The sequence below is a fragment of the Marinobacter alkaliphilus genome (genome assembly GCF_055394375.1).
On record NZ_AP043751.1, the window covers coordinates 2,329,045 to 2,354,227 of the forward strand.

Genomic DNA, 25,183 nt, shown 5'->3' on the forward strand with positions numbered 1-25,183 from the left:
TAAGGTGCCAGTATGACATTGTCAGCAAAGCAGCAGCTCCGGCTTCGCGCGAAGTCGGTCGAGTTTCGATTGCCGTTAAGGCTTGAAAAAGCGGCTGTCAAAGTGGTACCCGGGCTCCGTTCTGACCCGTGGCTCCCCGGTGAGCGTGAACTGGGTGTTATCTTCACGCACGTCCCCAAGTCAGCAGGCACTTCGATTGTCGACAGTCTATTTGGCCAAAAAAGCCGTCACGTCCCTATCCTGCGTTATGCAGCACATGATGAACAGAGGTTCGCTGAGTCATTCAAATTCACGTTTGTTCGCAATCCCTGGTCTCGAATTCATTCTGCTTATCATTATCTTCACCGTGTCGTTGGCAAGGGCGATAAATTCGTAGACTGGACTTGGGCTACGCATTACCTGTCGGATGTACCTACGTTCGAGGAATTTATATTGCGTTTGCGTGACCCCCGTTACCTCCGTGAGGTAAAGAGATATGCGCATTTCCGGGATCAGATGGACTGGATCTCGATCCCTGGACGGGGGGGGGGGGTGATGGATTTTATTGGCCGTTTCGAATCGCTGGATGCAGATTTTCAGAATGTTTGCGATCGATTGGGGCTAAGGGATCTATCGCTCCCTCAGTTGCGGGCAGGCACGGGCCAGGATTACCGCAAAGCCTTTACGGCTGAAATGGTCGATATCGTTGGCGATATATATCAGCGGGATATTCGTGCGTTAGGTTACGACTTTTAATATTTTGACTGAGGTTTACTTGAAGAAAAGTACGGTGCTTTATATCACCCGCAATGGAATGCTGGAGCCCCTCGGCCAAAGCCAGGTTCTCTCCTACCTAAAAGGTTTATCAAAAAACCACCAAGTCTCTCTGATTAGTTTCGAGAAGCCAGAGGATCGCGCAGACCAGCAAGCTTTCGGCAGCGTGCAGAACGATTGCGAAAGGCATGGAATCCGTTGGCTCCCGCAGAAATTCCGCTATCGCCCCAAGGTGATTGCTCCTGCCTGGAGTATGATTGTTTTTCTGTTCTTGTGCCTTCGGGAAGTTCGTAAGGGCAACGCCGAACTGATTCACGCGCGCTCCTACATTCCCGCTGCTGTTGCCTTGCTTGTTAATAAGCTGACCGGTACACCCTTCATCTTCGATATGAGGGCGCTGTGGCCAGAGGAATTGATCACTGCTGGTCGCTTGAAGCGAGGCTCGCTCATGCACAAAGCGATTGCTTGGGTTGAGCGTTCCTGTTTGAAGAACGCAGCGGCGGTGGTTTCGCTAACGCATGCAGCTGTTGGCTATCTTCAGGAAACCTACCCTGACGAGCTGAAAGGCCAGGTTATAAGGGTGATTCCTACCTGTGCTGATTTAGATCGTTTCGTTCCCGCCAGCACAGATGGAGGTGGCGCAGCTACTTACAGCTGTGTTGGAACCGTGTTGAGCGGCTGGTTCCACTTGGATTGGCTGGCTGAGTTTTTTCAGCAGGTTGCCGCCCAGGACCCCGAAGCCTGCTTTGAAGTTATTACCCGTGATGCATCCGACGAAGTGCGGTTGCGCTTGGGGGGCAATGAAGACTTCCAGCAGCGCCTTCGTGTGTTCGGCCTTCCTCCACAGCAGGTGCATTCAGCCGTTCAGGGCCATACGGTTTCAGCAATGTTTTTTAGCCAGGGATTGAGCAAGCTTGGGAGCTCGCCTACCCGTATGGGCGAGATTCTGGGTTGTGGATTGCCGGTCGTTGCGAACTCCGGAGTAGGTGACGTGGCGCGCACTATTGAGCACTACAACGTGGGTGTATTGGTTGAGGATGGCTCTTCTGAATCCATGAAGTTGGGACTTCAGCGGTTGAATGAGCTTAGGAAAGACCCTGAGCTTGCGCAGCGGTGCCGCATGGCTGCTGAGGAAGTGTTCTCTCTTGAGGCGGGTATTGAGGCCTACCGAGAGCTTTACCGGGATATTCTAAAATGAAGGTACTTCTGTTATCGAAGTACCCACGCATGGGGGCCAGTTCCCGGTTGCGCTCTCTGCAATACCTTCCTGCTTTGGGAGGCGAGGGTATTGAGGTTACGGTCAGTAGTTTGTTTGATGACGAATACCTCACAGAACTCTACGCGAGAGGGCGACGCTCGAAGTCGCGCTCTCTAATGTCGTACTTGAAGCGGTTTTTCGTTTTGCTGACGGTCTTTCGGTATGACGTGTTGTGGGTTGAGTATGAAGTATTTCCTTATCTCCCAGCCTTTGCTGAGCGACTGCTGAGATTGCTAGGCAAGCCCTACGTTGTTGATTACGATGATGCGGTTTTCCATAACTATGACCGTTCTGGGAGCTGGCTAATTAGGGCATTTCTGGGAAAGAAAATTGATGCGGTGATGCGCAATGCTGCCTGTGTCGTTGCGGGTAACGAATATCTTGCTTTACGCGCACGAAAGGCCGGTGCGCGTCGTATTGAACGAATTCCCACCGTGGTAGATCGCGAGCGTTATCAGAGTGTGAAGCCTGACCAAAGAAAGAAGCCGGTAATTGGCTGGATTGGTTCACCCTCCACCCAGCGTTATATCGTCGATATTCGAGATGCTCTGAAGAGGGTCTGTGATGAAACGGGGGCTTGTTTGCTTCTGGTTGGAGCTACAGACAGTGTGCGGGAGCAATTGCCAGGGATTCCGGTAGATGTTGTGCGGTGGACTGAAGAATCCGAAGCAGCCCTCGTTGCCCAGATGAATGTCGGCATGATGCCACTTGAAGATGGCCCGTGGGAAAAGGGTAAATGTGGTTACAAGTTGATTCAGTATATGGCCTGTGGTGTTCCCGTGGTGGCTTCGCCGGTTGGGGTAAATGTCGAGATTGTGAATGAAAACCATTGTGGCCAACTGGCTGAATCGGTAACTGAATGGGCTGAGGCTTTGACAGGAATTCTGAGGTCCAGGCCGCGGCAGTCCGAGCTTGGTATGGCTGGCCGGAAAGCCGTGGAGCAGAAATATTCTCTGCAGGTACAGGCTCCGGTGTTGGCCGGTATTCTCCGCAGAGCCGCGCAGCGGGGTAATTCCTGAATTATGTGCGGGATTACTGGGATTTTCAGGGGCGTTCCTGGCAGCCAACCTCTCAAGCCGGCGCTGGAACAGATGGCCGATGCTATTACCCATCGCGGTCCGGACGATTCGGGAGCTTGGGAAGAGCCTTCGGTTGGTCTTGGGTTGGGGCATCGGCGCCTTTCGATTGTGGATTTATCGCCCGCAGGTCATCAGCCCATGCTTTCGGATTGTGGGCGCTTTGTGGTGGTGTTTAACGGAGAGATCTACAACCACAATGCGCTTCGCCGGGAACTGAAATCTTCCGGCAAGGCATCCACAGGCTGGAAAGGACACTCAGACACCGAAACGTTGCTTTGTGCGTTCACTGTATGGGGTGTTGAGAAAACCCTTGAAATGGCAACCGGTATGTTTGCCATTGCCTTGTGGGATCGCGAAGAGCAAGCGCTTACCTTGGCTCGGGATCGATTCGGGGAAAAGCCTCTCTATTATGGCTTGGTGGCGGGTGACCTGGTATTTGGTTCTGAGCTTAAAGCGCTTCAGCGGGCACCAGGATGGAGGGGAGAGGTCGAGCCCAGTGTGTTAGAGAACTACCTCCGCTATGGTTGCGTTAGCGGGCAGGAGAGCATCTTCAAGGATGTGTTCAAGCTTCCGGCAGGCTGTTTACTGAAAGTTTCGGTTTCGGATGCCCGTAACGGGGTGCTGCCTGGGGTAGTGCAGTGGTGGCCTCCCGTTGAGGCGGCGCGCACTGCGCTGGAGGGCCGCAACAATAATCCTGAATTGGCACTGGCCAACGTCGAGCAGGCGCTGGTTGCCTCGGTTCGCCAGCAGATGGCGGCGGATGTGCCACTTGGTGCCTTTCTTTCCGGTGGTGTAGACAGCTCGCTCATTGTGGCGCTGATGCAAAGCCAGAGCAGCCAAAAGATCCGAACCTTTTCAGTTGGATTTGATGACCCTCGGTATGATGAGTCTGAGCATGCGGCTGCGGTTGCGGCCCATCTTGGAACGGAGCATACAACTCTCCGGGCTACTTCGGAGATGGCATTGGACCTCGTTCCAAAGTTGCCTGAGTTATACGATGAACCGTTTGCTGATTCATCCCAGTTACCCACCTGCCTGATATCCTCGCTTACCCGGCAGCATGTGACGGTTGCCTTGAGTGGCGATGCCGGCGATGAGCTGTTTGGTGGCTATAACCGTTATGTCTGGGTTCCCAGAGTTTGGGGCAAACTGAGCCGAATGCCTCTGCCAATGCGGCAAGCGCTGGGGCGCATGCTTAAACTTGTGCCTTCGGCTGGATACGATCGTTTGATGTACCTAGGTAGCAAGGTTTTACCCTCCAGGTATCAGATTCGTACCTTTGGCGAAAAGCTCTATAAGTTGGCAGATGTGCTAGCTTGCAGCTCGGACCGGGCTCTTTATGGTGGCCTGGCCTCGATGAATCGCCACCCTGAACAGTTACTACGGCCTGACTATCGATCTGGAAATCCCGTCGAGGATTTGTATCCTGCCCTCGCAGGATTTGATCAGGTGGAATGGATGATGTTGATGGATACGCTCAACTTCATGGTGGACGACGTGCTGTTGAAAGTGGATCGTGCCAGCATGGCCAGCAGCCTTGAGGTCAGAGCGCCATTCCTTGATCCGGCCGTTTTTGCAGCGGCCTGGCAGTTGCCACTGGATATGCGGGTACGTAATGGTGAGGGCAAGTGGGCTTTGCGCCAGATACTCTATCGCCATGTGCCGCGGGAGCTGATTGAGCGGCCCAAGATGGGGTTTGCGATTCCGCTGGATGACTGGTTGCGCGGGCCCTTGAGGGAATGGGCGGAGGATTTACTGGCCGAAAGTAATATAAATCAGGTGCCGCAACTCGACGCTGGCGCTGTTAAAAAAATGTGGTCCGCTCATGTGGCTAACGAAGGTCACTTTGCACAGCAGTTATGGATTGTTCTCCAGCTTTTAGCGTGGTTCCGGCACTGGGGGCTTGGCAATTGACAGACCTGAATTGGGTAATGTCATCTGGGTTTGCGGGAATGCGTTTTTACGACCTCCCCAACTTTTTTATCTGTGTGCTCTTCGTTTTGTTTGGCTGTAAAGCCTTTCGTATTAAACCTGCTGTGCAGCTGGTTTTGCTATTGCATTGTCTGGTGCCCTTTTTCTTGAACGAGTTTTTGTTTCCTACGGGTTATCTGGGGGATCAGTTCCGGTACTGGCGGCAGTTCAATGCAATTCGTGCAGGCGAATTGCCGCTGCTGGAGTCTCTATTATATGGAGGTAACGTAGAGCAGGCAGCGGCGCTGTTTGCGTTAATGCCTATGCCTCTGGCGGTATCGCCTATCAGTCTGGGTTTTTTTAACACACTGTTTTGGACGGCTCTGTTTTTCTGGCTGTATAACAAGCGGGTGTTCATGCCCGTTTCTATGTGGTTTTTCCTTCTTTACCCTAGTATGGCGCTGTATACGGGCCTTTCGCTGCGAGACACCTTCATTTTCGTGTTTATGGTGATGGCGGTGCAGTTCGCTCGGGAGGGGCGGTGGTTGCCGATGTTGGCGGTGTTCGTGCCCTTGTACGCGATCAAGTTCCAGAACTTTTTTATTCTGGCGCCCATCCTGGTGGTTTATCTGCTGTTTGGTATTCGCCACACCGGTGTGTCGGTTGGGCGGGGCATTTTGACCATGGTGGTGGGGTTGGTTGCCCTTGTGGCGGTTTCGCCCGTGGCGCTGCCACTAATAAATCTGTTCCGGTCTGCAATGTATAGGGAAGATGGCGGCGATCGAGATCAGCTAAAGCTGATTGAGGGCCCCGGGGAGTTTGTGGCTGAGGGGCTGACCAGTGGGGTGTATTTCCTGCTGAAGCCATTCCCCTGGGAGGCGGCCGGCTTGCTGCAGCTTATTCAGGCGGCAGAGAACCTGGTGGTGTTCGGCCTATTGGTGTTGATTGTTCGCGCCGCCTGGCGCCGGGTACCAAAGAAACTGATTTTCTGGCTGTTGTTTATGGCCTTTGCCTTGTCCATTTATGGCCTGGTGGTGTTCAACTACGGCACGGCAGCCCGTTATCGTTATCCGTTCATTGTTATTTTCGTGCTGTTTGTGTGTGCAGACTGCCACGTTCGCTCTGTGTTCAAACCTTTCGCTCCGGCCCATTGGCGGGTTGGCCGCAGGCGTGTGCCTTCGGGTGGTGATTCCTCCTTATCTTGAGTTCTTGATTTGTCCTCTACCGTTGTTCTTACCTCTAATACGTCCTGGTATTTGTACAATTTCCGTCGCAGCACCATTACTGCCCTGGTTCAGCAAGGGTGGCGAGTGCTGTGTATCTCGCCGCTGGATGATTACAGCGCGCGCCTGGTGAACGAGTTGGGGGCGCAGCATATTGCGTTGCCGCTGGAAGGTAAAAGCATTGGGCCATTGCGGGAGTTGCGCAGCCTGGTGTTTATTCACCGCTCTTTGCGCCGGCTGGCACCGGCTTATGTATTCAACTTTACCGTGAAGATGAACATATACGGGGGGCTGGTGTGCGCCCTGCGGGGTATTCCGTTCGCGAACAATATCTCGGGCCTGGGTACGGCGTTTATCCATGACTCCTGGTTATTCCGCCGGGTACGGCAGGTGTATGGCCTGGTGAACCGTCGGGCCCAGCGGTTGTTTTTCCAGAATGAGGAAGATCTGGCCGTGTTCCGCAACGCGGGCTTGTTGGGGGATACGCCCGTAACCTTGCTGCCGGGCTCGGGCGTGGACCTTCAGCGCTTCGCATTTTCACCCTTGCCTGAGGCCCCTCCGGTCACGTTTTTAATGATTGCCCGCTTGCTGGGGGATAAAGGCGTGCGGGAATACGCCGAAGCCGCTGGGTTGCTTAAAGCCCGCGGCATGCCCGCCCGCTGTTGGTTGCTGGGCCAGTTGGGGGCGAGTAACCGAACGGCCATTACCCGGGAAGAAGTTGAACAGTGGCAGAAGGCCGGTGTGCTGGACTATCTGGGTGAAACGGATGATGTGCGGCCCTTTATAGCGCAGGCCCATGTGTTAGTGTTGCCCTCTTATCGCGAAGGCATGCCCCGCACCGTTCTGGAAGCCGCCGCCATGGGCCGCCCGGCCATCGTGACAGATGTGCCAGGTTGCCGCCATGCCATAGAGCCGGAAGTGACCGGTTGGTTGTGTGAGGTACGCAGTGCTCAGTCTCTGGCGCAGCAGATGATACGGGTGGTAGCTATGGATGTAGAGGAACGCCAGAAAGCCGGCAATGCAGCCCGGCAGAGGATGGAAGCGCAGTTTAGTGAGGATGTGGTGGTTAAGGCTTACCTGGATTGCTTGCCCCGTCAGTCCTGACCGCTACAAAGAGGGCTTGCCCCTTGGGATGGTAATCCCCCCGGAAATCGCTGTTATTGGACTCGGGTACCCGGGCCCGCCTCTCTCCGTTGCTTTTTTGGGGGGTGCGCTGAGCCGGAGCAGGGCAAATAGGTTCGGTGGTGTTGGCGGCGCCTCATAACGAAAGTGTGGCGATTTCAGCGGCTGTGATTGACGCTGGCACTATGCCGCCCGTAAAACCTCGTTAAATGATTTAAAGTTGGATTTGTATACCGGCAAATTTTATATAGACTCTTTATCGTATAGTCACAGGTGTTTTTTTCTTTACTATCACTGTGTTTTCATCATCCCCAATTCGGATTTTTAATGGGTATTCACATGGAAGCGGCAAGCTCCACGGGCCTGATGGCAGGTCTTTTCGCTCTGATCTCCCTCTGGTTTCTCCGCCCTGTGGCCTATTGGGTGCAGTTGCTGGATGCCCCTGATCACCGCAAGCACCATAAGGGCGTTGTGCCGCTGATTGGCGGATTGAGTGCGTTTATTGGTTTGTGCGTGGCCTGGTTGATTGGCATGCCGCTGGTCAGCGAGCATGGGCTGTTTTTGCTGTGCGCAACGGTGCTTGTGGTGGTGGGTGCGGTAGACGATGCTCGTGACTTGCCCGCCAAGTTCCGTCTGGCGGTGCAGGTTGGGCTGGGAGCCCTCCTGGTGTATGGCTCCGGGGTGTCGCTTACGGCATTTGGTGACTTGTTTAATCTGGGCGTTATTGACCTGGGTTTTTTGGGGCCTCTGGTAACCATTGCTGCAGTGATTGGGGCCACCAATGCATTCAATATGGTGGACGGCATTGATGGCTTGGCGGGCAGTCTGTCTCTGGTGACGCTGCTTTCTTTGATTGTGTTGTTCGCTTTTGCGCCAGAGGCAGGTCCAGCACTGGCTCTGGCGGTTGGAATTGCGTGCGCGCTGCTTCCTTACTTGATGGCGAACCTGCGCATTCCACCGTTCCGCTACAGGGTTTTCATGGGCGACGCGGGCTCTATGTTCATCGGTTTTTCAGTGGTATGGTTGCTGGTGAACGCAACGCAGCCAGAGCAGGCAGGTATGCGCCCGGTTACAGCCTTGTGGATCATCGCCATTCCGCTGATCGATATGGTGGCGATTATGGTGCGCCGTGCTCGCAAAGGGCAGTCTTTGATGAAGCCAGACAGAGAGCACCTGCACCACATTTTCATGCGCGCCGGTTTTTCTGACCGCGAAGCCTTACTGATGATTACGTTGATAGCTCTGGTTTGCGCAGGGATTGGCTTGGCGGGGGAGTTTTTCAATGTGCCCGAGTGGGTAATGTTTACGACATTTTTGGGTGTGTTTGCGCTTTATGATTGGTCTTTGAGCCATGTTTGGCGGTTGTTGGTTTTGTTCAGGAAGAAGGTTACTCATCAGCACTAGGTTTTTTGGTTGCTCCAGTCCGGATCGATCAACTCTACTCTTCAAATCCCTGACACAGTCTTTACTCCCGGTAACTGAATTCCCCTCCCAATTGGCGCAAAATTTTTCCGGTTTATCAACAGCATTCTGTATGAAAGGGTTGGTCTTGCCAGTCTCCCGACTGTGGTGGTCTGAATGCCGATTGCCGGATTACTCCGATTCACCTGGTTTTTATGTGAGTCATCACGCATGCGAAATCAGGTTGCCAGATTCACTATGCCGCTGCAGGTAATGAGTTTGTTGAACAACCCCAATCTATTGAATGTTGGAATTCGAGCGTTAACTTTGGCCATTCGGTTCGTGCTGATTTTCATTCTGGCCGTTTATCTTCCCCCCTCAGAAGTGGGGCTGTATGGGCTGATTGTGGTTACGGTCAGCTATGCGTTGTATTTCGTGGGGTTTGACTTTTATACCTTTAGCACCAGAGATCTGCTCGGTCGGCCAAAAGCTGAGTGGGGTCGTTTATTGGTGTCGCAGGGGGTGTTTTTCGGGGCCCTCTATGCGCTGGTTTTGCCTGTCTCCCTGTTGCTGTTTGTGTTTGGCCTGCTTCCCTGGTGGGTTGCTGGTTGGGTTCTATTGCTGATTGTCTCAGAACACCTGGCCCAGGAAATATCACGCCTTGCCATTGCGATGGGGCGCCCGCTTTTTGCTTCTGTGATGGTGTTTTTCAGGCAGGGCATATGGTCTCTGGCCTTTGTTCTCTGCATGATTTTTTTCGAGTCTTACCGGTCGCTTGAGTTGTTGTTGCTGTTTTGGGCCACTGGTTCGGCGCTCAGTGTTTTGATGGGCGGATTTCTTCTGCGATCAATAGAATGGCGTAAAAGTAACCTCTCGATAGATCTTGCCTGGGTGAAGCGCGGTGTGCTGGTTGCTTTTCCCTTGCTGATGGCAACCCTTGCTCTGCGCGGGATTATGACAATAGACCGCTACGCGTTTGAGGCGCTGAATGGCCCCGACTTGTTGGGGGTGTACAGTCTTTTTATGGGCATGGCCGGCACGGTTCTGACGTTTATGGACGCCGGGGTGTTCGCCTTTCTCTACCCCAGAATGATTGCTGCGCACAATAGCGGCGATCAAGCCGGTTTTTTGGTTGCAAGAGCGACCCTCAGGAAGCATACGCTGATCTGGTCTTTGGTATTGGTGGCGGGCGGTGCGCTGGTGGGGCCCTTTCTGTTTATGCTTTTACCTAACCCGATCTACTTTGATCATTGGCCTTTGTTTGTCGGGATACTGATTGCAATGGGGATTTTCGTAGTGGGGATGGTTCCACATTACAACCTTTATGCGGTGTCTCGCGATAAGCCAATCATTGTGGCTCATTTTACCGGCCTTTTGGTGTTTTTGATGCTGGTGTTTCTATTCGGTGCGTTCAGTCCCGTGTGGGCTGTGATACTGGCTTTCGGAGGCGCGTCGTTGGCAATCGGAATAATTAAACAGGTTTCATGCGCGCGGGTGTTCCGGGCCATTGGAATCACTCATACTCTACGTTGAACTACTGAGGATATTGAGGGCTTATGTTGCAAGGTAAAACCATCCTGGTCACTGGTGGCACTGGGTCTTTTGGCCACAAATTCATTCCAATGACCCTGGAAAAGTACAACCCCAAGAAAATCATTGTCTTTTCCCGGGATGAAATGAAACAGTGGGAGATGGCCAAGCTGTTTCAGGGCGATGACCGCCTGCGCTTCTTCATTGGCGATGTGCGCGACAGAGACCGCCTATACCGGGCGTTGGATGGTGTGGATTACGTGGTGCACGCTGCGGCCACCAAAATTGTACCCACGGCCGAGTACAACCCGTTCGAATGCGTAAAAACCAACATCCACGGTGCCATGAACCTGATCGATGCCGCCATCGATAAAGGCATTAAAGGCGTGGTTGCCCTTTCTACCGATAAAGCCAGCAGCCCCATCAACCTTTACGGTGCCACCAAGCTGGCGTCCGACAAGCTGTTTGTGGCTGGCAACTCCTACGCCGGTGGCCACCAAACCAAGTTCTCAGTCGTTCGGTACGGCAACGTGATGGGCTCCCGGGGCTCGGTTATCCCGTTCTTTATGTCTATCAAAGAGAATGGCGTGCTGCCGATCACAGACCCGCGCATGACTCGGTTCATGATCAGCCTGGAGCAAGGTGTGGAGCTGGTATGGCATGCTTTTGAGGACATGGTGGGTGGCGAGATCTATGTGAAGAAGATTCCTTCGATGAAGGTGACCGATCTGGCTCGCGTTGTGGCACCAGAAGCCAAGCAGGAAGTGGTGGGGATCCGCCCGGGTGAAAAACTGCATGAGCAGATGATTGGCGCCGAGGATTCATACTTCACCTACGAGTACCCCGAGCACTTCAAGATTCTGCCCAACATCAATGACTGGGGAACCTGTAAAGATCGCATCAAAGATGGCAAGCCGGTGCCCGAGGGCTTTGTGTACGCCAGCGATAACAACACCGAATGGATGAAGGACGAAGAACTGCAAGCCTGGATCGACCGCCACAACAGCGAAATTGGCAAGATCTGACCATGATTCCCTACGGTAAGCAGGACATTAACCAGGCAGATATCGATGCGGTACTGGATGTGCTGAAGTCAGACTTCCTGACTCAGGGCCCGATGGTGCCTAAATTTGAACAGGCCGTGGCAAACCATGTGGGAGCTAACCATGCCTTGGCAGGGAACAGCGCCACCTCTGCTTTGCACATTGCCTGCCTGGCATTGGGCCTGGGGGAGGGCGACTGGTTATGGACCACGCCTGTTACCTTTGTGGCCTCCGCAAACTGCGGGTTGTATTGCGGTGCCAGGGTAGATTTTGTGGATATCGACCCACAAACTTACAACCTGTGCCCGGTTGCGTTGAAGAAAAAGCTTGAGCTGGCAAAGCAGAATGACCGTTTGCCAAAAGTGGTGGTAGCGGTTCACTTGTGTGGCCAGCCGTGCAATATGGAAGCGATTGGCGCCCTTGCAAAGGAGTATGGCTTCAGATTGATTGAAGACGCATCCCATGCGATTGGCGGCAAATATCAGGACGAGTTCATCGGCAACTGCCGTTACAGCGATATCACTGTGTTCAGCTTCCACCCGGTCAAGATTGTGACGACGGCCGAGGGCGGTATGGCGGTAACCAACGATGCTAAGTTAGCGGAAAAGATGAACCTGTTGCGCAGCCACGGCATTACCCGAGACCCAGCCTTGATGACCCATGAACCTGACGGGCCCTGGTATTATCAGCAAGTGGATCTGGGCTTCAATTACCGGATGACCGAATTGCAGGCGGCGCTGGGTGTAAGCCAGATGCAACGGCTGGATGCCTTTGTGGCCCGCAGGCACGAGTTGGCAGAACGGTATAACCAGCTGCTGGCGGATTTTCCTATCGTGCTGCCCTGGCAGCACCCGGACAGCTATTCCGGCCTGCACCTTTACGTTATTCGCCTGAAGCTGGACAGTATTTCCAGAACTCATAGAGAGGTGTTTGAATCTTTACGGGCACAGGGCATAGGCGTAAACCTGCATTACATTCCGGTGCACACGCAGCCTTTCTATACAGCGATGGGGTTTCAGGCTGACGACTTCCCCCAATCCATGGCCTACTACCGGGAGGCTATCAGCCTGCCGATGTTCCAGGGCCTGACCGATGACCAGCAGAGTGAAGTGGTTGCGGCGCTCCGCAAGGCACTGGCAGAGGTGTGAGGATGAGCACGGTTGCCATTATCCCCGCCCGTGGGGGCAGTAAGCGCATTCCACGTAAAAACATCAAAGAGTTCTGCGGTAAGCCGATGATTGCTTGGCCCATTGAGGCCGCGCTGGAAAGCGAGTGTTTTGACCGGGTTATCGTTTCTACGGATGACGAAGAAATTGCTGCGGTTGCACGGCAATGGGGGGCTGAAACCCCCTTCATGCGCCCGGCCCAACTCTCGGACGACTACACCGGAACCATACCCGTTATCCGGCATGCGGTTGAATGGTTGGACGATAATGGTACTCCGGTATCAGCGGCATGTTGCCTGTACGCTACGGCTCCTTTCGTCTCTCCTGAAGATTTGATACGTGGCCGCGACTTACTCTATGGCGAAGGGTGTAATTATGCTTTTTCGGTAACAAGTTACGCGTTCCCGATTCAGCGGGCGCTGCGGATAACCGCGGCTGGACGTGTGGCTATGTTCAACCCGGAACACTTCCAGACCCGGTCTCAGGATCTGGAGGAGGCTTGGCATGATGCCGGTCAGTTTTATTGGGGTACTGCGCAGGCCTGGCAAGGTGAACTGGGGATATTCTCGGAACACGCAGTTCCGGTAAGGCTACCGAGGCATCGGGTACAGGATATAGATACCCTTGAGGATTGGGCGCGTGCAGAGTGGCTGTTTAGGGCGATGCAGGCGCAGGGAGCAGAATAATGCGTGTTGCTTTCCGGGCTGATGCCTCAATTCAGATAGGCACTGGCCATGTGATGAGATGCCTCACGCTGGCCGATGCACTGAGGCTTAGGGGCCACACCTGTACTTTTGTTTGCCGGGACCACCCCGGCAACCTCGTAGAATTGATCGCGCAAAAGGGATTTGAGGTGCGATCGCTGAGCCTGCCAGTGCCTGTTGTGCCGGACCTGAAAGATGATGCTCCGCTGGCACATGCTGACTGGTTGGGCGTTTCCTGGCAGCAAGATGCCGAGCAGACTATGGGGGTTCTGGCTGGCGAACACTTTGAGTGGTTGGTGGTTGATCACTACGCATTGGATGTTCGCTGGGAACGATGGGTTGCATCTATTGCCAACCAGGTGATGGCTATTGATGACCTGGCAGACAGGCCGCATGGCTGTCATCTACTTCTCGACCAGAATCTTGGCCGGCAATCCGGGGACTACGCTCATTGGGTGCCGGAGGGATGTCTCAGCCTGATCGGTCCTCGCTATGCGTTATTGAGGCCTGAATTCGCTGAACTCCGGGCACAAAGTCTGGAACGCCGGCAGGGATTCTCGCTGAAGCGTATTCTGGTCACCTTAGGTGGTGTTGACCGCGATAATATTACTGGTCAAGTGTTGGAAGCGTTAGCTCAAAGCCGGCTGCCGAATGAAGCGGTGCTGGACGTTGTCATGGGGGCGTCTGCTCCCGCCTTGGATGCTGTTCGCAAACAGGTGGAAACGTTGCCATTCAGGGTTTCTGTGAGCGTGAATGTGACGGATATGGCTGAGCGAATGTGTCTGGCAGATCTTTGCATCGGCGCGGCGGGAAGCACCTCTTGGGAACGTTGTTGCCTGGGGTTGCCTACGATATTGGTGGTTCTGGCAGGCAATCAGGAGAGTGGTGCCCGCGCCCTTGATGAAGCGGGAGCTGCGCGAGTTATTGGTTGTGCGGATGGGCTTGGAGAATCACTGCCGGACCTGGTGGATAAGCTGTCTCTTTCCGGTGAACTCGTCGATATGGCTGATAAGGCTGCCGCCGTGACGGACGGCACAGGTACAAGCCTGGTTGTTGACGCAATGTTAAGGTTATCCGGAGGTGTTCAGTATGTTAAGGTTATCCGGAGGTGTTCAGTGACCACAGCCAAACTCCGGCAGATGGAAGCGAATGACCTGGAGATGGTTCTTGGGTGGCGCAACCATCCTGAAGTACGCCGCTATATGTATACGAGGCACGAGATAAGTTTTGACGAGCATATGGCTTGGTTTGATAGAGCGGCCAATAACCCTGCCTTGAACCTGATGATTTATGAGGTTAATGGGCGGGGATTGGGTTTCGTTAATATTGCGCGGGGGCGTTGCGATTCGGTTGCTGACTGGGGGTTCTATCTCGCCCCTGATGCCGCAAAAGGTACGGGCCGGTCTCTGGGCAGGGCTGCTTTAAACTTTGCCTTTGAGGAATTGCATTTGCACAAAGTATGCGGTCAGGCGTTAGGTTTTAACGACAGGTCGATCGCTTTCCATCGCCGGCTGGGTTTTGCGCAGGAAGGTATTCTTAGAGAACAACATTTTGATGGTGCCCATTATCATGACGTGGTGTGTTTTGGGCTATTGAGTCATGAGTGGCGGCAAAAAGTTAAGGAGTGCGCAGAATGAATGACCCTGTAATTTCGATCGCAGGAAGAGAGATTTCCCGTAATCATCCCCCTTATATCATCGCGGAACTTTCAGCTAACCATAATGGCCGATTGGAAACGGCCATGAAGATTATTGAGGAGGCGGCACGGGCTGGTGCAGACGCGGTCAAGCTCCAGACGTATCGTCCCGACACGATCACACTGGATTCGGATGCTGATGATTTTCGCATTAAGGGTGGGCTGTGGGATGGGCGCACCCTTTACGAATTATACGAGGAAGCCCACATGCCTTGGGAGTGGCATAAACCGCTTTTTGATCACGCCAAAAAGCTGGGTATTCCAATTTTCAGTTCGCCATTTGATACGACGGCGGTGGACCTGCTTGAGGATCTTAATGCGCCTGCATACAAAATCGCCTCTTTCGAAGCGGTAGATTTGCCGTTGATTCGATATGTCGCCAACACAGGCAAGCCAATGATTATCTCCACCGGTATGGCTGATGCTGAAGAAATTGAAGAGGCAATCGCCGCAGCACGTGAAGGTGGCTGTAAAGAGCTGGCGATCTTGCATTGTGTGAGCGGTTATCCCGCGCCTGCGGAAGATTACAACTTGCGGACCATTCCAGACATGATCGAAAGATTTGGCTTGGTTACTGGGTTGTCGGACCACACGCTGGATAATACTACAGCTATCGCGAGCGTGGTGCTTGGGGCTTCTTTGATTGAGAAGCATTTTACTCTTGACCGAAATGGCGGCGGGCCGGATGACAGTTTCTCGCTTGAGCCTGAAGATCTCTCTGACTTGTGTCGGGATAGCAAGACGGCATGGAAAGCGCTGGGGCAGGTGGATTATGGACGGAAATCCAGCGAACAGGGTAACGCTCAGTTTCGGCGGTCTTTGTATTTTGTGAAGGATTTGAAAGCAGGAGACGTGATCGATGAGGCCAGCGTTCGCAGCGTGAGGCCGGGTTACGGTGTTGCTCCAAAACATCTTGGACAAATTGTTGGAAAACGACTGAGAGTGGATGTGGCTTGCAACTCTCCGGTGTCGTTCGATTTCCTTTCAAATGATTGAGCGTTCCCTCGGATAGTATGAAGCTGAGTTTGAGAACCCCCAGGATACTTGGGGGTTCTTACATTATCGTTACTGAAAAGTGGGTATGTTTCGCGTAGACTTCGCCGGCTCTATTATTGCTGACAAAAAGCGCGAAATTGCACGAAATAACAGGTTGTTCTCTAAATGAAAAAGAAGGCTTTGATTACCGGTGTTACCGGCCAGGATGGTTCCTACCTCGCAGAGTTTTTGCTGGAAAAGGGCTACGAGGTTCACGGTATCAAGCGCAGGGCCTCGTTGTTTAATACCCAGCGTGTAGACCATATCTATCAAGATCCCCATACTGATAATCAACGATTTGTGTTGCATTACGGTGACCTGACGGATTCTTCCAACCTCACGAGGATTTTGCAGGAAGTCCAGCCAGACGAGGTGTATAACCTGGGGGCGCAGTCCCACGTGGCGGTAAGTTTTGAGTCGCCGGAATACACCGCAGATGTGGATGCCATGGGTACCTTGCGCCTGTTAGAGGCAATTCGTTTGCTGGGGTTGGAGAAGAAAACTCGCTTTTATCAGGCTTCCACCTCTGAGCTTTACGGCCTGGTGCAGGAAATTCCCCAAAAAGAAACCACACCGTTCTATCCCCGCTCCCCCTATGCCGTTGCCAAACTCTACGCCTACTGGATTACCGTGAATTATCGGGAAGCCTACGGTATGTACGCCTGTAATGGCGTGCTGTTTAACCATGAATCACCGCGGCGCGGTGAAACCTTTGTTACCCGGAAGATCACCCGCGGCCTGGCCAATATTGCCCAGGGGCTGGAGAGCTGCTTGTACATGGGTAATCTGGATGCGCTTCGGGATTGGGGGCATGCAAAGGATTACGTGCGCATGCAGTGGATGATGCTGCAGCAGGATCAGCCGGAAGATTTTGTTATCGCGACCGGCGTTCAGTATTCGGTTCGGGAGTTTATCCAGTGGTCTGCGGCTGAGTTGGGTATTGAGCTTCGTTTTGACGGTGAAGGCGTAGAGGAAACAGCAACGGTTGTGTCTGTCTCCGGTGATTCTGCGCCGGCGGTTAAGCCTGGGGACGTAGTGGTTCGGGTAGACCCCCGTTATTTCCGCCCCGCTGAGGTGGAAACCTTGCTTGGGGATCCAACCAAGGCGAAGGAAACGCTTGGCTGGGTACCAGAGATCACGGTTCAGGAGATGTGTGCCGAGATGGTTCAGGAGGACCTGCAAGCGGCTAGGCGCCACGCACTGCTCAAGGCCCATGGCCATGACGTGCCGGTATCGGTGGAGAACTGAGATGTCTGAACTGCGCAATCAGAGGGTATTTGTAGCTGGGCATCGGGGTATGGTGGGTTCTGCCGTTGTGCGTCGCCTTGAGTCGTTGGGCTATACGGATATTCTTACCGCCAGCCGTGATCAACTGAACCTGCTTGATCAGGCGGCCGTGCAGGCTTGGTTTGCCGAGCATCAGCCAGAGCAGGTATACATTGCCGCTGCCAAGGTTGGGGGTATTCACGCAAACAACAGTTACCCGGCGGAATTCATCTATGAAAACCTGATGATTGAAGCCAATCTTATTAACGCAGCTCACCAGGCGGGAGTGCAGAAGGTGTTGTTTCTGGGCTCATCCTGCATCTACCCAAAGTTTGCGGAGCAACCGATGCGTGAGGACGCGCTGCTGACGGGCGTTCTTGAGCCCACCAACGAGCCCTACGCGATTGCTAAAATTGCCGGCATCAAGCTGTGCGAGAGTTACAACCGGCAATATGGCCGGGACTACCGCAGCGTAATGCCCACCAACTTGTATGGCCCGAATGATAACTTTCACCCGGAGAACAGCCATGTGATCCCGGCTTTGTTGCGGCGCTTTCATGAAGCAGTGAAAGCGGGCGATGAGGAAGTTGTTATCTGGGGCAGCGGCAAACCTATGCGTGAGTTCTTGCACGTGGATGACATGGCCGCGGCCAGTGTGCACGTGATGGAGCTGGACTACGAAACCTACACCAGCAACACCGAGCCAATGCTTTCACACATCAATGTGGGCACCGGTGTGGATTGCACCATCCGGGAACTGGCAGAGACGGTTGCCAGGGTAACAGGATTCTCGGGAAGGCTTGTGTTTGATAGCAGCAAGCCGGATGGTACGCCGAGGAAGTTGATGGATGTGAGCCGGTTGAAGGCGTTGGGGTGGCATGCAAGCATCGAGCTGGAAGAGGGATTGCGAAGCGCTTACAAGTGGTACCGTGAAAATGTCTAGAGCGGATCAGGGTTTTAAGTCGGGTGACATAGAGGCAATCAGTCTGGTTGCGATTTTTCAGGCGTTCTTTCTTTGGAAGTATTTGTTTCTGTCTAGCTTTCTGTTGCCATTGGTGGCAGGAGGTTTACTGGTAGGTTTGAGCGAGGAAAAATTCAGTTACCTAACACTGATAAAGCCTGCAATGGTGTCGCAGGCTAGACCGGTTGAGCCGCTTCAGGCATCGATAATGCGCCTGGAGCGAGATCATATTCCTGATGCGATTGCTGCGCTCGAGGGTTCGCGCGGAGAGAAACTGAAAGTGTCGGTGTACGGCGTTGGCTCGGATGATCTGATTGCGCTCTCAACTACTGTTCCCAGGTCGGGTGAAGTTCTTGTTCGTGAAGTTCATGAGACGGCTGTTTCCGGCTTGATCAGCGATCACTTGAAGGCACTGCAACGGGTTGAGGAAAGGTTAAATCTCCAAATTGAAGCGGTGGAGCAGGGCATAAAGGAGACTCCAGGTGGCTCCGGAGGTGATGCGGTGTTGGCCTCCCTCATCGAGCGGCGTTCGATGCTTCTTGAGCGGGTGCAATCGCTGGACGAAGCAACGGTACTGACGTTGGCGAGGCCTGGAATGGAGCCGGAGGGCCTACCTAAAATTATAAAATTTGCAGTGATTGTTCTGGCCTCCCTACTGGCTGCGATGATCTTGACGTTGTTTGTGGATTTTCTGGCGCGGGTCAGGCGCGAAATGGATGCGGTAGATTGCAATGAGTAAACTGAGACGCCATCTGAGTTACTGGCCTGTCTATTTTTGGAGTTTTATTGCCAGAAATAATCTGTTTTATAGTCGGCGTAGTCGTTTCTCTCGCCATAAAAAAGCGCTGATACTGGGAAATGGGCCCTCACTGCAAGATTTTGTTGCATCTGCCGACTGGGCATCTATCGGCAGCACTCATGATGTTTATTGTGTGAATAATTTCGCCTTTCAAGATGCCTTTATTTTATGTAAGCCATCACAGTATGTGATATTCGATCCGAATTATTTTAATTCACTTGATACCGATCTGAAGTCGGGGAATAGCTTATTCCTAAAGATGGTGGAGACGGTTGATTGGGAAATGAATCTGTATATCCCCATTAGATTTTATTCGATGGGTCAGGTTTTGATTGAGTTATTCCGGAATACTTCCATAAGAGTTGTCTTTTTTAGAGATGTTGGTTTGAAATCGTATTTTAGGTTTCCTTTTTTGGGCTTAATGAAGCGCCAGATATTAATGCCACGTGCGAATAATGTTTTGATTGCTGCCATTTATTTGTCAATTATGAATGGTCACAATCATGTGGTGATCGATGGCGCCGATCACTCCTGGCATCAGAATCTTCACGTTGCTGATGATAATTTGTTATACATAAAAGATAGTCATTTCTATGATAAGGATCCAAGCCTGTCACCATTATACAAAGACCGGCTTACTGGTCAGCATTTTTCCATGGAGGAAATCTTTGAGAGTTACCGCCTGGTACATAAAAGTTACCGAGTAATCGGCGAGTTGTCGGCGTCTCTGGGTGTGAAGGTTTTTAACCAGACTCCGGGCTCTTTCATAGACGCATTCCCGAGAATGGGTAGAAGTGACTCTGTTTAGCATGTCTGCGATGGATTGGCCTGAGGTGTCGAGCGCCTCATCATCTACTACGTTAGTTCGACAAATCTTAATGGTAGGGGTGCTTGTTTATACGCTACTGCTGTTCCTGGCACTGTTCTCGGGTTTTTTCTATATTCGGCTCGTTCTTGCTTCACTTTCCTTTTCGTTTTTGCTTTTTTTTGTTTGCTTCTCGAGCAATCTTAAATTTTTTCACGTTATTTATGTCCTGTTCATTTTTCTGATGGGGCTTGTCGCCCTCGATCGCTCGGGGGGGAGTTCGCTGATCGCCGGATTTTTTCTGACAGGTGGGCTGGCGATGGCTGTGGTTATAAGGGATTTTAACCTCGGCGGCGTCGCCTATAAATTTCCGTTGTTGATTTACTTGTTGTATTTGTATTTTTGTTGGCTTGTTCTCGGTTTTGGTCCCAGCGAATTTAACCATATTTTTTCCGGTTACAGTAGAAATATAGTAGGTGCAGTGGTTTTAGCTTTGCTAGGTGGCTATCTATGGATATGTTATGAGGAGGATGTTCGCCCTAGTATTCTGCTTGTGATTTTGTCTGCCCTGATTACGATCCCGCTTTATGGACGGTCAAATATTGTGGCATTGATGCTGGTGGTTGTTTTTGTCCTGTTTTTCTGTTGGAAGTACAAGTTCTCTTTATTTTACTTCTGTGCTTCCGTTATGGCTGTAATAGTGTTAGGGCCCGTTGTGGCTGATTACTTTTCGTCAGAAACCAATTTTTCATCGGGGATTGAAAGTCCACGGTATGAGATGCTTCTTGGTTATTTGAGTGAGCTGAATCTGTTCTCATTACTTTTGGGGGGCGACGAAAGGCTGGTGTTGGCAATTCAGGAATATGGTGGAAATCCTCACAATGCCTTCATTCGTTTTCATTCTAACTTTGGATTTATGTTGTTTGTAAGTCTGGTGGCTATCCTGGCTGTTTTTATACGCTTGCTTTCATCGGGTTCAGGGTTCCTCCTTGTGCTGCTATGTGTAATGCTTTTACGAGGTTTCTTTGATGTTATATTTTTTGGGAATCTGATTGACTATGCTCTTCTAGGGCCATTGGCCTATTTTTTTAGGCCAGAGTATAAGCCGCTGATTTTTGCCAAGACCTGAGGTTCGTTTTTGAAAGTTTCTGTCATTACTGTTTGTTTTAATAGCGCTGAAACCATTGAGGGGACTTTGGCTGCGGTTTCGTCGCAAACTTATCCTGATACCGAACACGTGATTATCGATGGAGGCTCATCTGACGGTACGGTTGACAGGGTGCGTACCCGAGTGCGGGAATCCGATGTGCTGGTATCAGAGCCCGATGAAGGGTTATACGATGCCATGAACAAAGGTGTAGCCCTGGCTAAGGGTGATATCGTCGGCATTCTCAACTCTGATGATTTCTATGAATCAGAAGATGTTATTTCGTCAGTTGTTCGCGTCTTTGCTGAAAACCCGGATGTTGATGTCGTATTTGGCGATGTTGTTTTTGTGGCCCCGGAGGATCTCTTAAGGGTTACTCGCTATTACGGTGCAGAACATTTTCGACCCTGGAAGCTTAGATTCGGCTGGATGCCACCACATCCCGCCACGTTTGTCAGGAAAAGCGCCTATGAGCGGGTGGGCAAATACCGCCTCGACATGCGTATTGCTGCCGACTATGACATGTTCGTTCGCTGGCTGCTGGTGGCTGGATTGAAGTGGAAGTATCTGGATAAGGTTCTGGTTCGAATGCGTGCGGGCGGAGTCAGCACGAGTGGATTCAGAAGTAGCATACGTCTGAATCGCGAGATTGTCCGCGCCTGCCGAGATAACGGCGTCTACACCAATCTCCTTTTCGTTTTGAGCAAAATTCCCTTCAAGTTATTGGAACTGATCAGGCGGCCCGGGCAATGAGTAAGCAACGGGTTTTGGTAACGGGTGCTTCGGGCTTTGTTGGCAGCGCTGTTGTAAAACGCCTGCTTGCACAGTCAGACAGTTATGAGGTGGTTGCAGTAGCGCGCACTGCGCGAGCAGACGAGGGTCCCGGGTTTCGTTCGGTTTCTGGTCTTGAGCTGCTTAATTGCGAAGGCTGGGCTGCCGCGCTTCATGGAGTTGACGTGGTGGTCCACTGTGCTGCTCGCGCTCATGTAATGAAAGACCAATTCTTGGATCCCTTGGCGGAGTATCGGCGTGTTAACGTGGATGGCGCACTTAATTTGGCCAGCGAGGCTAGCAAGGCGGGCGTTAAACGCTTTGTGTTTATAAGTACCGTTAAGGTGCACGGAGAAGATACCAATCGCAGGGCTCCCTTTTGCGAGGCTGATAAGCCGGTTCCTGAGGACGCGTACGCACGTTCAAAGCACGAGGCAGAGCTAAAGTTGAAAGCGTTCTGTGAACAAGCAGGCATGGAGTTGGTCGTGGTGCGGCCACCGTTGGTCTATGGCCCGGGCGTTAAGGGAAATTTTGCGAGTTTGTTGAAACTGTGTAACTTGCCGATACCGTTGCCATTTGGTTTTATGAAGAACAAACGTAGCATGGTTTATGTCGGCAATCTTGCAGATTTCCTGGTTCAATGTGTCAGCTTGCCAGCGGCCGCAAGAGAAGTTTTTTTGGTTAGTGACGATGAAACACTTTCGTTGACGGAGCTTTTGGCGGAGCTCAGGCGTGCTCAGGGGCGTTCCCCATGGCTGGTGATAGTGCCGGTGTTTCTTTTTCGATTTGCAGCGGTGCTGTTGGGTAAGAGCTCTTCGATTGAGCGTTTGACAGGTGAATTGAGGATAGATTCAACTAAGGCTCGTCACGTTCTGGGTTGGTCTGCACCATACTCGGTAAAAGAAGGATTGAAATTGACGGTGGATGATTATAACTGCCCAGGGGAATCTGGAGATCAACCGTGATCAGGATTCTTGATATTGTTTTTGCCACTGTTGGCTTGGTATTTGGCCTGCCTTTTCTTGTGGTTATCTTTATTGTCGGGTTGTTTGATACTGGCTCTCCATTGTTCCGTCAGGAGCGGGTAGGGCGGTACAAGAAGCCGTTTATCTTGGTAAAGTTTCGCACCATGGCGCCGGAGACTAAATCTGTTGCCAGCCATCTGGCAGATTCATCGTCCATTACGCCGGTTGGCCGGTTTCTCAGGCGGACAAAGCTTGATGAATTGCCTCAACTCTGGAATGTGCTGAAAGGTGAGATGAGTCTGGTTGGTCCAAGGCCCTGTTTGTTTAATCAGGTCGAGCTTATTGAGGAGCGGGAGAGCCGTGGAGTGCTGAAGGCCCGCCCTGGCATTACGGGACTGGCACAGGTGAACGGTATTGATATGTCGACTCCACAATTGCTGGCTGAAACCGATGCAGCGATGTTGCGCTCTTTGGATTTAAAGCACTATTTCCGCTATATCGTTCAAACGGTCACTGGCAAAGGGTCGGGTGATCGCGTGAAATCGGGGGAGTAGCTGGTGAAATCGAATGCTATCGAAACAGTACTGGGGTGGTCTCGACCTGCCAAGCGTTTGGTTTCGGTTGCTGTCGACTTCATCTTGCTGGCTGTCGCGATTTGGGGCGCTTTTGCGCTGCGGTTCGAGACATTCACGTGGATGCCCAATGAGAAACAGCTTCTTGTGTCGCTTGCCACGGTGCTGGTTACGATTGGTGCTTTTATTAAGCTCGGGTTGTATCGGGCCGTTATTCGATACCTCAGTGAGCACGCCTTCCTGGCGATCATTCTGGGTGTCGCCATTTCCAGTGTTGCTCTGATTGTTTTTGGATTTCTGTTCCAGGCGTTGGTCCCTCGCTCAGTGCCGGTTATATATGGTGCGTTTGCTTTCTTATTGGTAGCGGGTACGCGCTTTACGGTACGTGCGATTGTTCGCCGGCCCAGAGAGAAGGCCAAGAACACAGTTTTAATCGTGGGCGCCGGGCCCAAAGGGATGCAGTTGGCATCCGCCTTGGCTCAAGGCGTTGAATACCGCCCTGTGGGGTTTATCTCATTGGTTAGCAGCAATCACCGGTCTTTAATTAGTGGGTTGCCGGTCTATTCCGTAGAGCATTTGGAGAAAGCAGTACGAGAGTTGGATGCCTCACGGGCGCTGCTCGCATTAGAGGACGCGGTGCCTGTTAATCGAAAAGAATTGCTCGCCGCGCTTGAGAGGCTGTCTATCCCTGTCCAGACCGTTCCTTCGATGTCGGAGCTGGTAGCTGGGCAGGCACGGATCAACGACATACGCGATTTGGAGATTGAGGACCTGCTGGGGCGTGACCCAGTGCGCCCGGATGCGGCGATCGTTTCCGAGAGCCTTTACGGAAAGTCTGTAATGGTAACTGGGGCGGGTGGATCAATAGGCTCTGAGTTGTGTCGCCAGATTGTGCGCCACAAGCCACGAGTGCTGGTGTTGTTCGAGCAATCCGAGTTTTCTCTGTATGCCATCGAGAGGGAATTGCGCACGATCAGTGATGTTGAGAGCCTGGATGTTTCGGTGCATGCGGTTCTGGGCAGTGTGACGCATCTCAGGCGGTGTGAAGCTGTCATGAAGGCCTTTGGCGTTCAGGCTGTCTATCATGCGGCGGCGTATAAACATGTGCCTCTGGTTGAACACAATATTATTGAAGGTATCCAGAATAATGTATTCGGTACCTGGCATACGGCAGAGGCTGCCATCTCTGCCGGTGTTGAGCGTTTCGTTCTGATCTCCACCGATAAGGCTGTGCGGCCTACTAACGTGATGGGTGCCAGCAAACGAATGGCGGAGTTGGTGCTGCAAGGCTTGTCTCAACGCCAGAGCAAAACTGTGTTTTCGATGGTGCGTTTTGGTAATGTGCTTGGATCATCAGGATCGGTCGTTCCTCTGTTTAGAGACCAGATTCGGGACGGCGGGCCAGTAACGGTGACGCATCCGGATATCATTCGCTATTTCATGACCATCCCGGAAGCGAGCCAGTTGGTGTTGCAGGCCGGAAGCATGGGGCGCGGTGGTGAGGTATTTGTGTTGGATATGGGGGAGCCGGTCAAGATTGCCGATCTCGCAAGAAAGATGATTCATCTGATGGGGTTGGAAGAAAAATCGGATGATAACCCCGCAGGGGATATAGAAATTGTTTTCACGGGATTGCGCCCGGGTGAGAAACTCTATGAGGAGCTTCTTATTGGTGATAATCCACAAGGTACTTCACATCCCCGTATTATGATGGCCCGGGAGGTTTCTTTGCCTTGGGCCAATGTCGAAGACCTTTTGAACAAGTTTACTCGAGCGAGCCAGGCGTTTGACTGCCGGGCTGTAGTGGAACTGTTGAAAGAAGGCCGAACTGCATACCAACCGAATGGTGATGTTGCCGATCTTGTTTGGTGCAACAACACTGACCTGCCCATCTCGCCGGCACCGGATACCGGTGGAAAAGTGCTTCATTTAAAATGACTTGGATTCAACCTCCCAAGTAATTGATAGGACGACAA

The 25,183-nt window shown here is 52.3% G+C and carries 22 protein-coding genes; all 22 read left to right on the forward strand.

All coding sequences use genetic code 11. The annotated features are described in order from the left end of the window. Positions 1-12 precede the first annotated feature (12 nt). The 22 genes from ACZ5Q2_RS10680 to ACZ5Q2_RS10785 all read left to right on the forward strand — a co-directional run bounded on the left by ACZ5Q2_RS10680 (position 13) and on the right by ACZ5Q2_RS10785 (position 25,145). Positions 13-735: a sulfotransferase family 2 domain-containing protein gene (locus ACZ5Q2_RS10680; protein WP_464597160.1), complete on the forward strand. Its 723-nt coding sequence runs from the start codon at positions 13-15 to the stop codon at positions 733-735. A gap of 19 nt (positions 736-754) precedes the next feature. Continuing rightward, a complete protein-coding gene (locus ACZ5Q2_RS10685; protein ID WP_197463890.1) occupies positions 755-1,951 on the forward strand; it encodes a glycosyltransferase in 1,197 nt (398 codons plus the stop codon). Next, the gene (locus ACZ5Q2_RS10690) at positions 1,948-3,030 is read left to right on the forward strand and encodes a glycosyltransferase family 4 protein (RefSeq protein WP_061333704.1); all 1,083 of its coding nucleotides are present in this window, start codon (positions 1,948-1,950) and stop codon (positions 3,028-3,030) included. The genes ACZ5Q2_RS10685 and ACZ5Q2_RS10690 overlap by 4 nt, the downstream gene beginning before the upstream one ends. A gap of 3 nt (positions 3,031-3,033) precedes the next feature. Further along, positions 3,034-5,004: an asparagine synthase (glutamine-hydrolyzing) gene (asnB, locus tag ACZ5Q2_RS10695; protein ID WP_061333706.1), complete on the forward strand. Its 1,971-nt coding sequence runs from the start codon at positions 3,034-3,036 to the stop codon at positions 5,002-5,004. 413 nt (positions 5,005-5,417) lie between these two features. After that, on the forward strand, positions 5,418-6,206 hold the full coding sequence (locus ACZ5Q2_RS10700; RefSeq protein ID WP_374786764.1) for a hypothetical protein: 789 nt from the start codon (positions 5,418-5,420) through the stop codon (positions 6,204-6,206). Between the two features lie 9 nt (positions 6,207-6,215). Next, positions 6,216-7,328, forward strand: coding sequence for a glycosyltransferase family 4 protein (locus ACZ5Q2_RS10705; protein WP_061333710.1), 1,113 nt, complete (start codon positions 6,216-6,218; stop codon positions 7,326-7,328). A 345-nt stretch (positions 7,329-7,673) separates the two neighbouring features. Further along, positions 7,674-8,750 carry a UDP-N-acetylglucosamine--undecaprenyl-phosphate N-acetylglucosaminephosphotransferase gene (wecA, locus tag ACZ5Q2_RS10710; RefSeq protein ID WP_061333712.1) on the forward strand — a complete coding sequence of 359 codons (1,077 nt, stop codon included), beginning with the start codon at positions 7,674-7,676 and terminating at the stop codon, positions 8,748-8,750. A gap of 255 nt (positions 8,751-9,005) precedes the next feature. Next, positions 9,006-10,280 carry a lipopolysaccharide biosynthesis protein gene (locus ACZ5Q2_RS10715; protein ID WP_061333714.1) on the forward strand — a complete coding sequence of 425 codons (1,275 nt, stop codon included), beginning with the start codon at positions 9,006-9,008 and terminating at the stop codon, positions 10,278-10,280. Between the two features lie 23 nt (positions 10,281-10,303). Continuing rightward, positions 10,304-11,302: a UDP-N-acetylglucosamine 4,6-dehydratase (inverting) gene (gene pseB, locus ACZ5Q2_RS10720; protein ID WP_061333716.1), complete on the forward strand. Its 999-nt coding sequence runs from the start codon at positions 10,304-10,306 to the stop codon at positions 11,300-11,302. A 2-nt stretch (positions 11,303-11,304) separates the two neighbouring features. Then, entirely contained in the window at positions 11,305-12,468 is a 1,164-nt protein-coding gene (gene pseC, locus ACZ5Q2_RS10725; protein WP_230714533.1) for a UDP-4-amino-4,6-dideoxy-N-acetyl-beta-L-altrosamine transaminase, read from the forward strand. A 2-nt stretch (positions 12,469-12,470) separates the two neighbouring features. Then, complete coding sequence (gene pseF, locus ACZ5Q2_RS10730) at positions 12,471-13,172, forward strand: pseudaminic acid cytidylyltransferase (protein WP_061333720.1); 702 nt, start codon at positions 12,471-12,473, stop codon at positions 13,170-13,172. Continuing rightward, positions 13,172-14,827: a UDP-2,4-diacetamido-2,4,6-trideoxy-beta-L-altropyranose hydrolase gene (pseG, locus tag ACZ5Q2_RS10735; protein WP_330165891.1), complete on the forward strand. Its 1,656-nt coding sequence runs from the start codon at positions 13,172-13,174 to the stop codon at positions 14,825-14,827. The genes pseF and pseG overlap by 1 nt, the downstream gene beginning before the upstream one ends. Then, positions 14,824-15,882, forward strand: coding sequence for a pseudaminic acid synthase (gene pseI, locus ACZ5Q2_RS10740; RefSeq protein WP_432210133.1), 1,059 nt, complete (start codon positions 14,824-14,826; stop codon positions 15,880-15,882). Before pseG ends, pseI begins: the two co-directional genes overlap by 4 nt. A 165-nt stretch (positions 15,883-16,047) precedes the next feature. Continuing rightward, positions 16,048-17,169 carry a GDP-mannose 4,6-dehydratase gene (gene gmd, locus ACZ5Q2_RS10745; RefSeq protein WP_432210132.1) on the forward strand — a complete coding sequence of 374 codons (1,122 nt, stop codon included), beginning with the start codon at positions 16,048-16,050 and terminating at the stop codon, positions 17,167-17,169. A gap of 1 nt (position 17,170) precedes the next feature. Continuing rightward, complete coding sequence (fcl, locus tag ACZ5Q2_RS10750) at positions 17,171-18,130, forward strand: GDP-L-fucose synthase (RefSeq protein ID WP_432210131.1); 960 nt, start codon at positions 17,171-17,173, stop codon at positions 18,128-18,130. Then, the gene (locus ACZ5Q2_RS10755; protein ID WP_432210130.1) at positions 18,117-18,887 is read left to right on the forward strand and encodes a hypothetical protein; all 771 of its coding nucleotides are present in this window, start codon (positions 18,117-18,119) and stop codon (positions 18,885-18,887) included. The genes fcl and ACZ5Q2_RS10755 overlap by 14 nt, the downstream gene beginning before the upstream one ends. Next, positions 18,880-19,755 (forward strand): hypothetical protein, encoded by an 876-nt coding sequence (locus ACZ5Q2_RS10760; RefSeq protein ID WP_432210129.1) that lies wholly within the window; start codon positions 18,880-18,882, stop codon positions 19,753-19,755. Before ACZ5Q2_RS10755 ends, ACZ5Q2_RS10760 begins: the two co-directional genes overlap by 8 nt. A 1-nt stretch (position 19,756) precedes the next feature. After that, positions 19,757-20,881 (forward strand): hypothetical protein, encoded by a 1,125-nt coding sequence (locus ACZ5Q2_RS10765; RefSeq protein ID WP_464597161.1) that lies wholly within the window; start codon positions 19,757-19,759, stop codon positions 20,879-20,881. Between the two features lie 9 nt (positions 20,882-20,890). Further along, complete coding sequence (locus ACZ5Q2_RS10770; protein WP_432210126.1) at positions 20,891-21,652, forward strand: glycosyltransferase family 2 protein; 762 nt, start codon at positions 20,891-20,893, stop codon at positions 21,650-21,652. Next, complete coding sequence (locus ACZ5Q2_RS10775) at positions 21,649-22,635, forward strand: UDP-glucose 4-epimerase family protein (protein WP_432210125.1); 987 nt, start codon at positions 21,649-21,651, stop codon at positions 22,633-22,635. The genes ACZ5Q2_RS10770 and ACZ5Q2_RS10775 overlap by 4 nt, the downstream gene beginning before the upstream one ends. Continuing rightward, positions 22,632-23,189, forward strand: coding sequence for a sugar transferase (locus tag ACZ5Q2_RS10780; RefSeq protein ID WP_432210124.1), 558 nt, complete (start codon positions 22,632-22,634; stop codon positions 23,187-23,189). Before ACZ5Q2_RS10775 ends, ACZ5Q2_RS10780 begins: the two co-directional genes overlap by 4 nt. Before the next feature lie 3 nt (positions 23,190-23,192). After that, the gene (locus ACZ5Q2_RS10785; protein ID WP_432210123.1) at positions 23,193-25,145 is read left to right on the forward strand and encodes a polysaccharide biosynthesis protein; all 1,953 of its coding nucleotides are present in this window, start codon (positions 23,193-23,195) and stop codon (positions 25,143-25,145) included. Positions 25,146-25,183 lie beyond the last annotated feature (38 nt).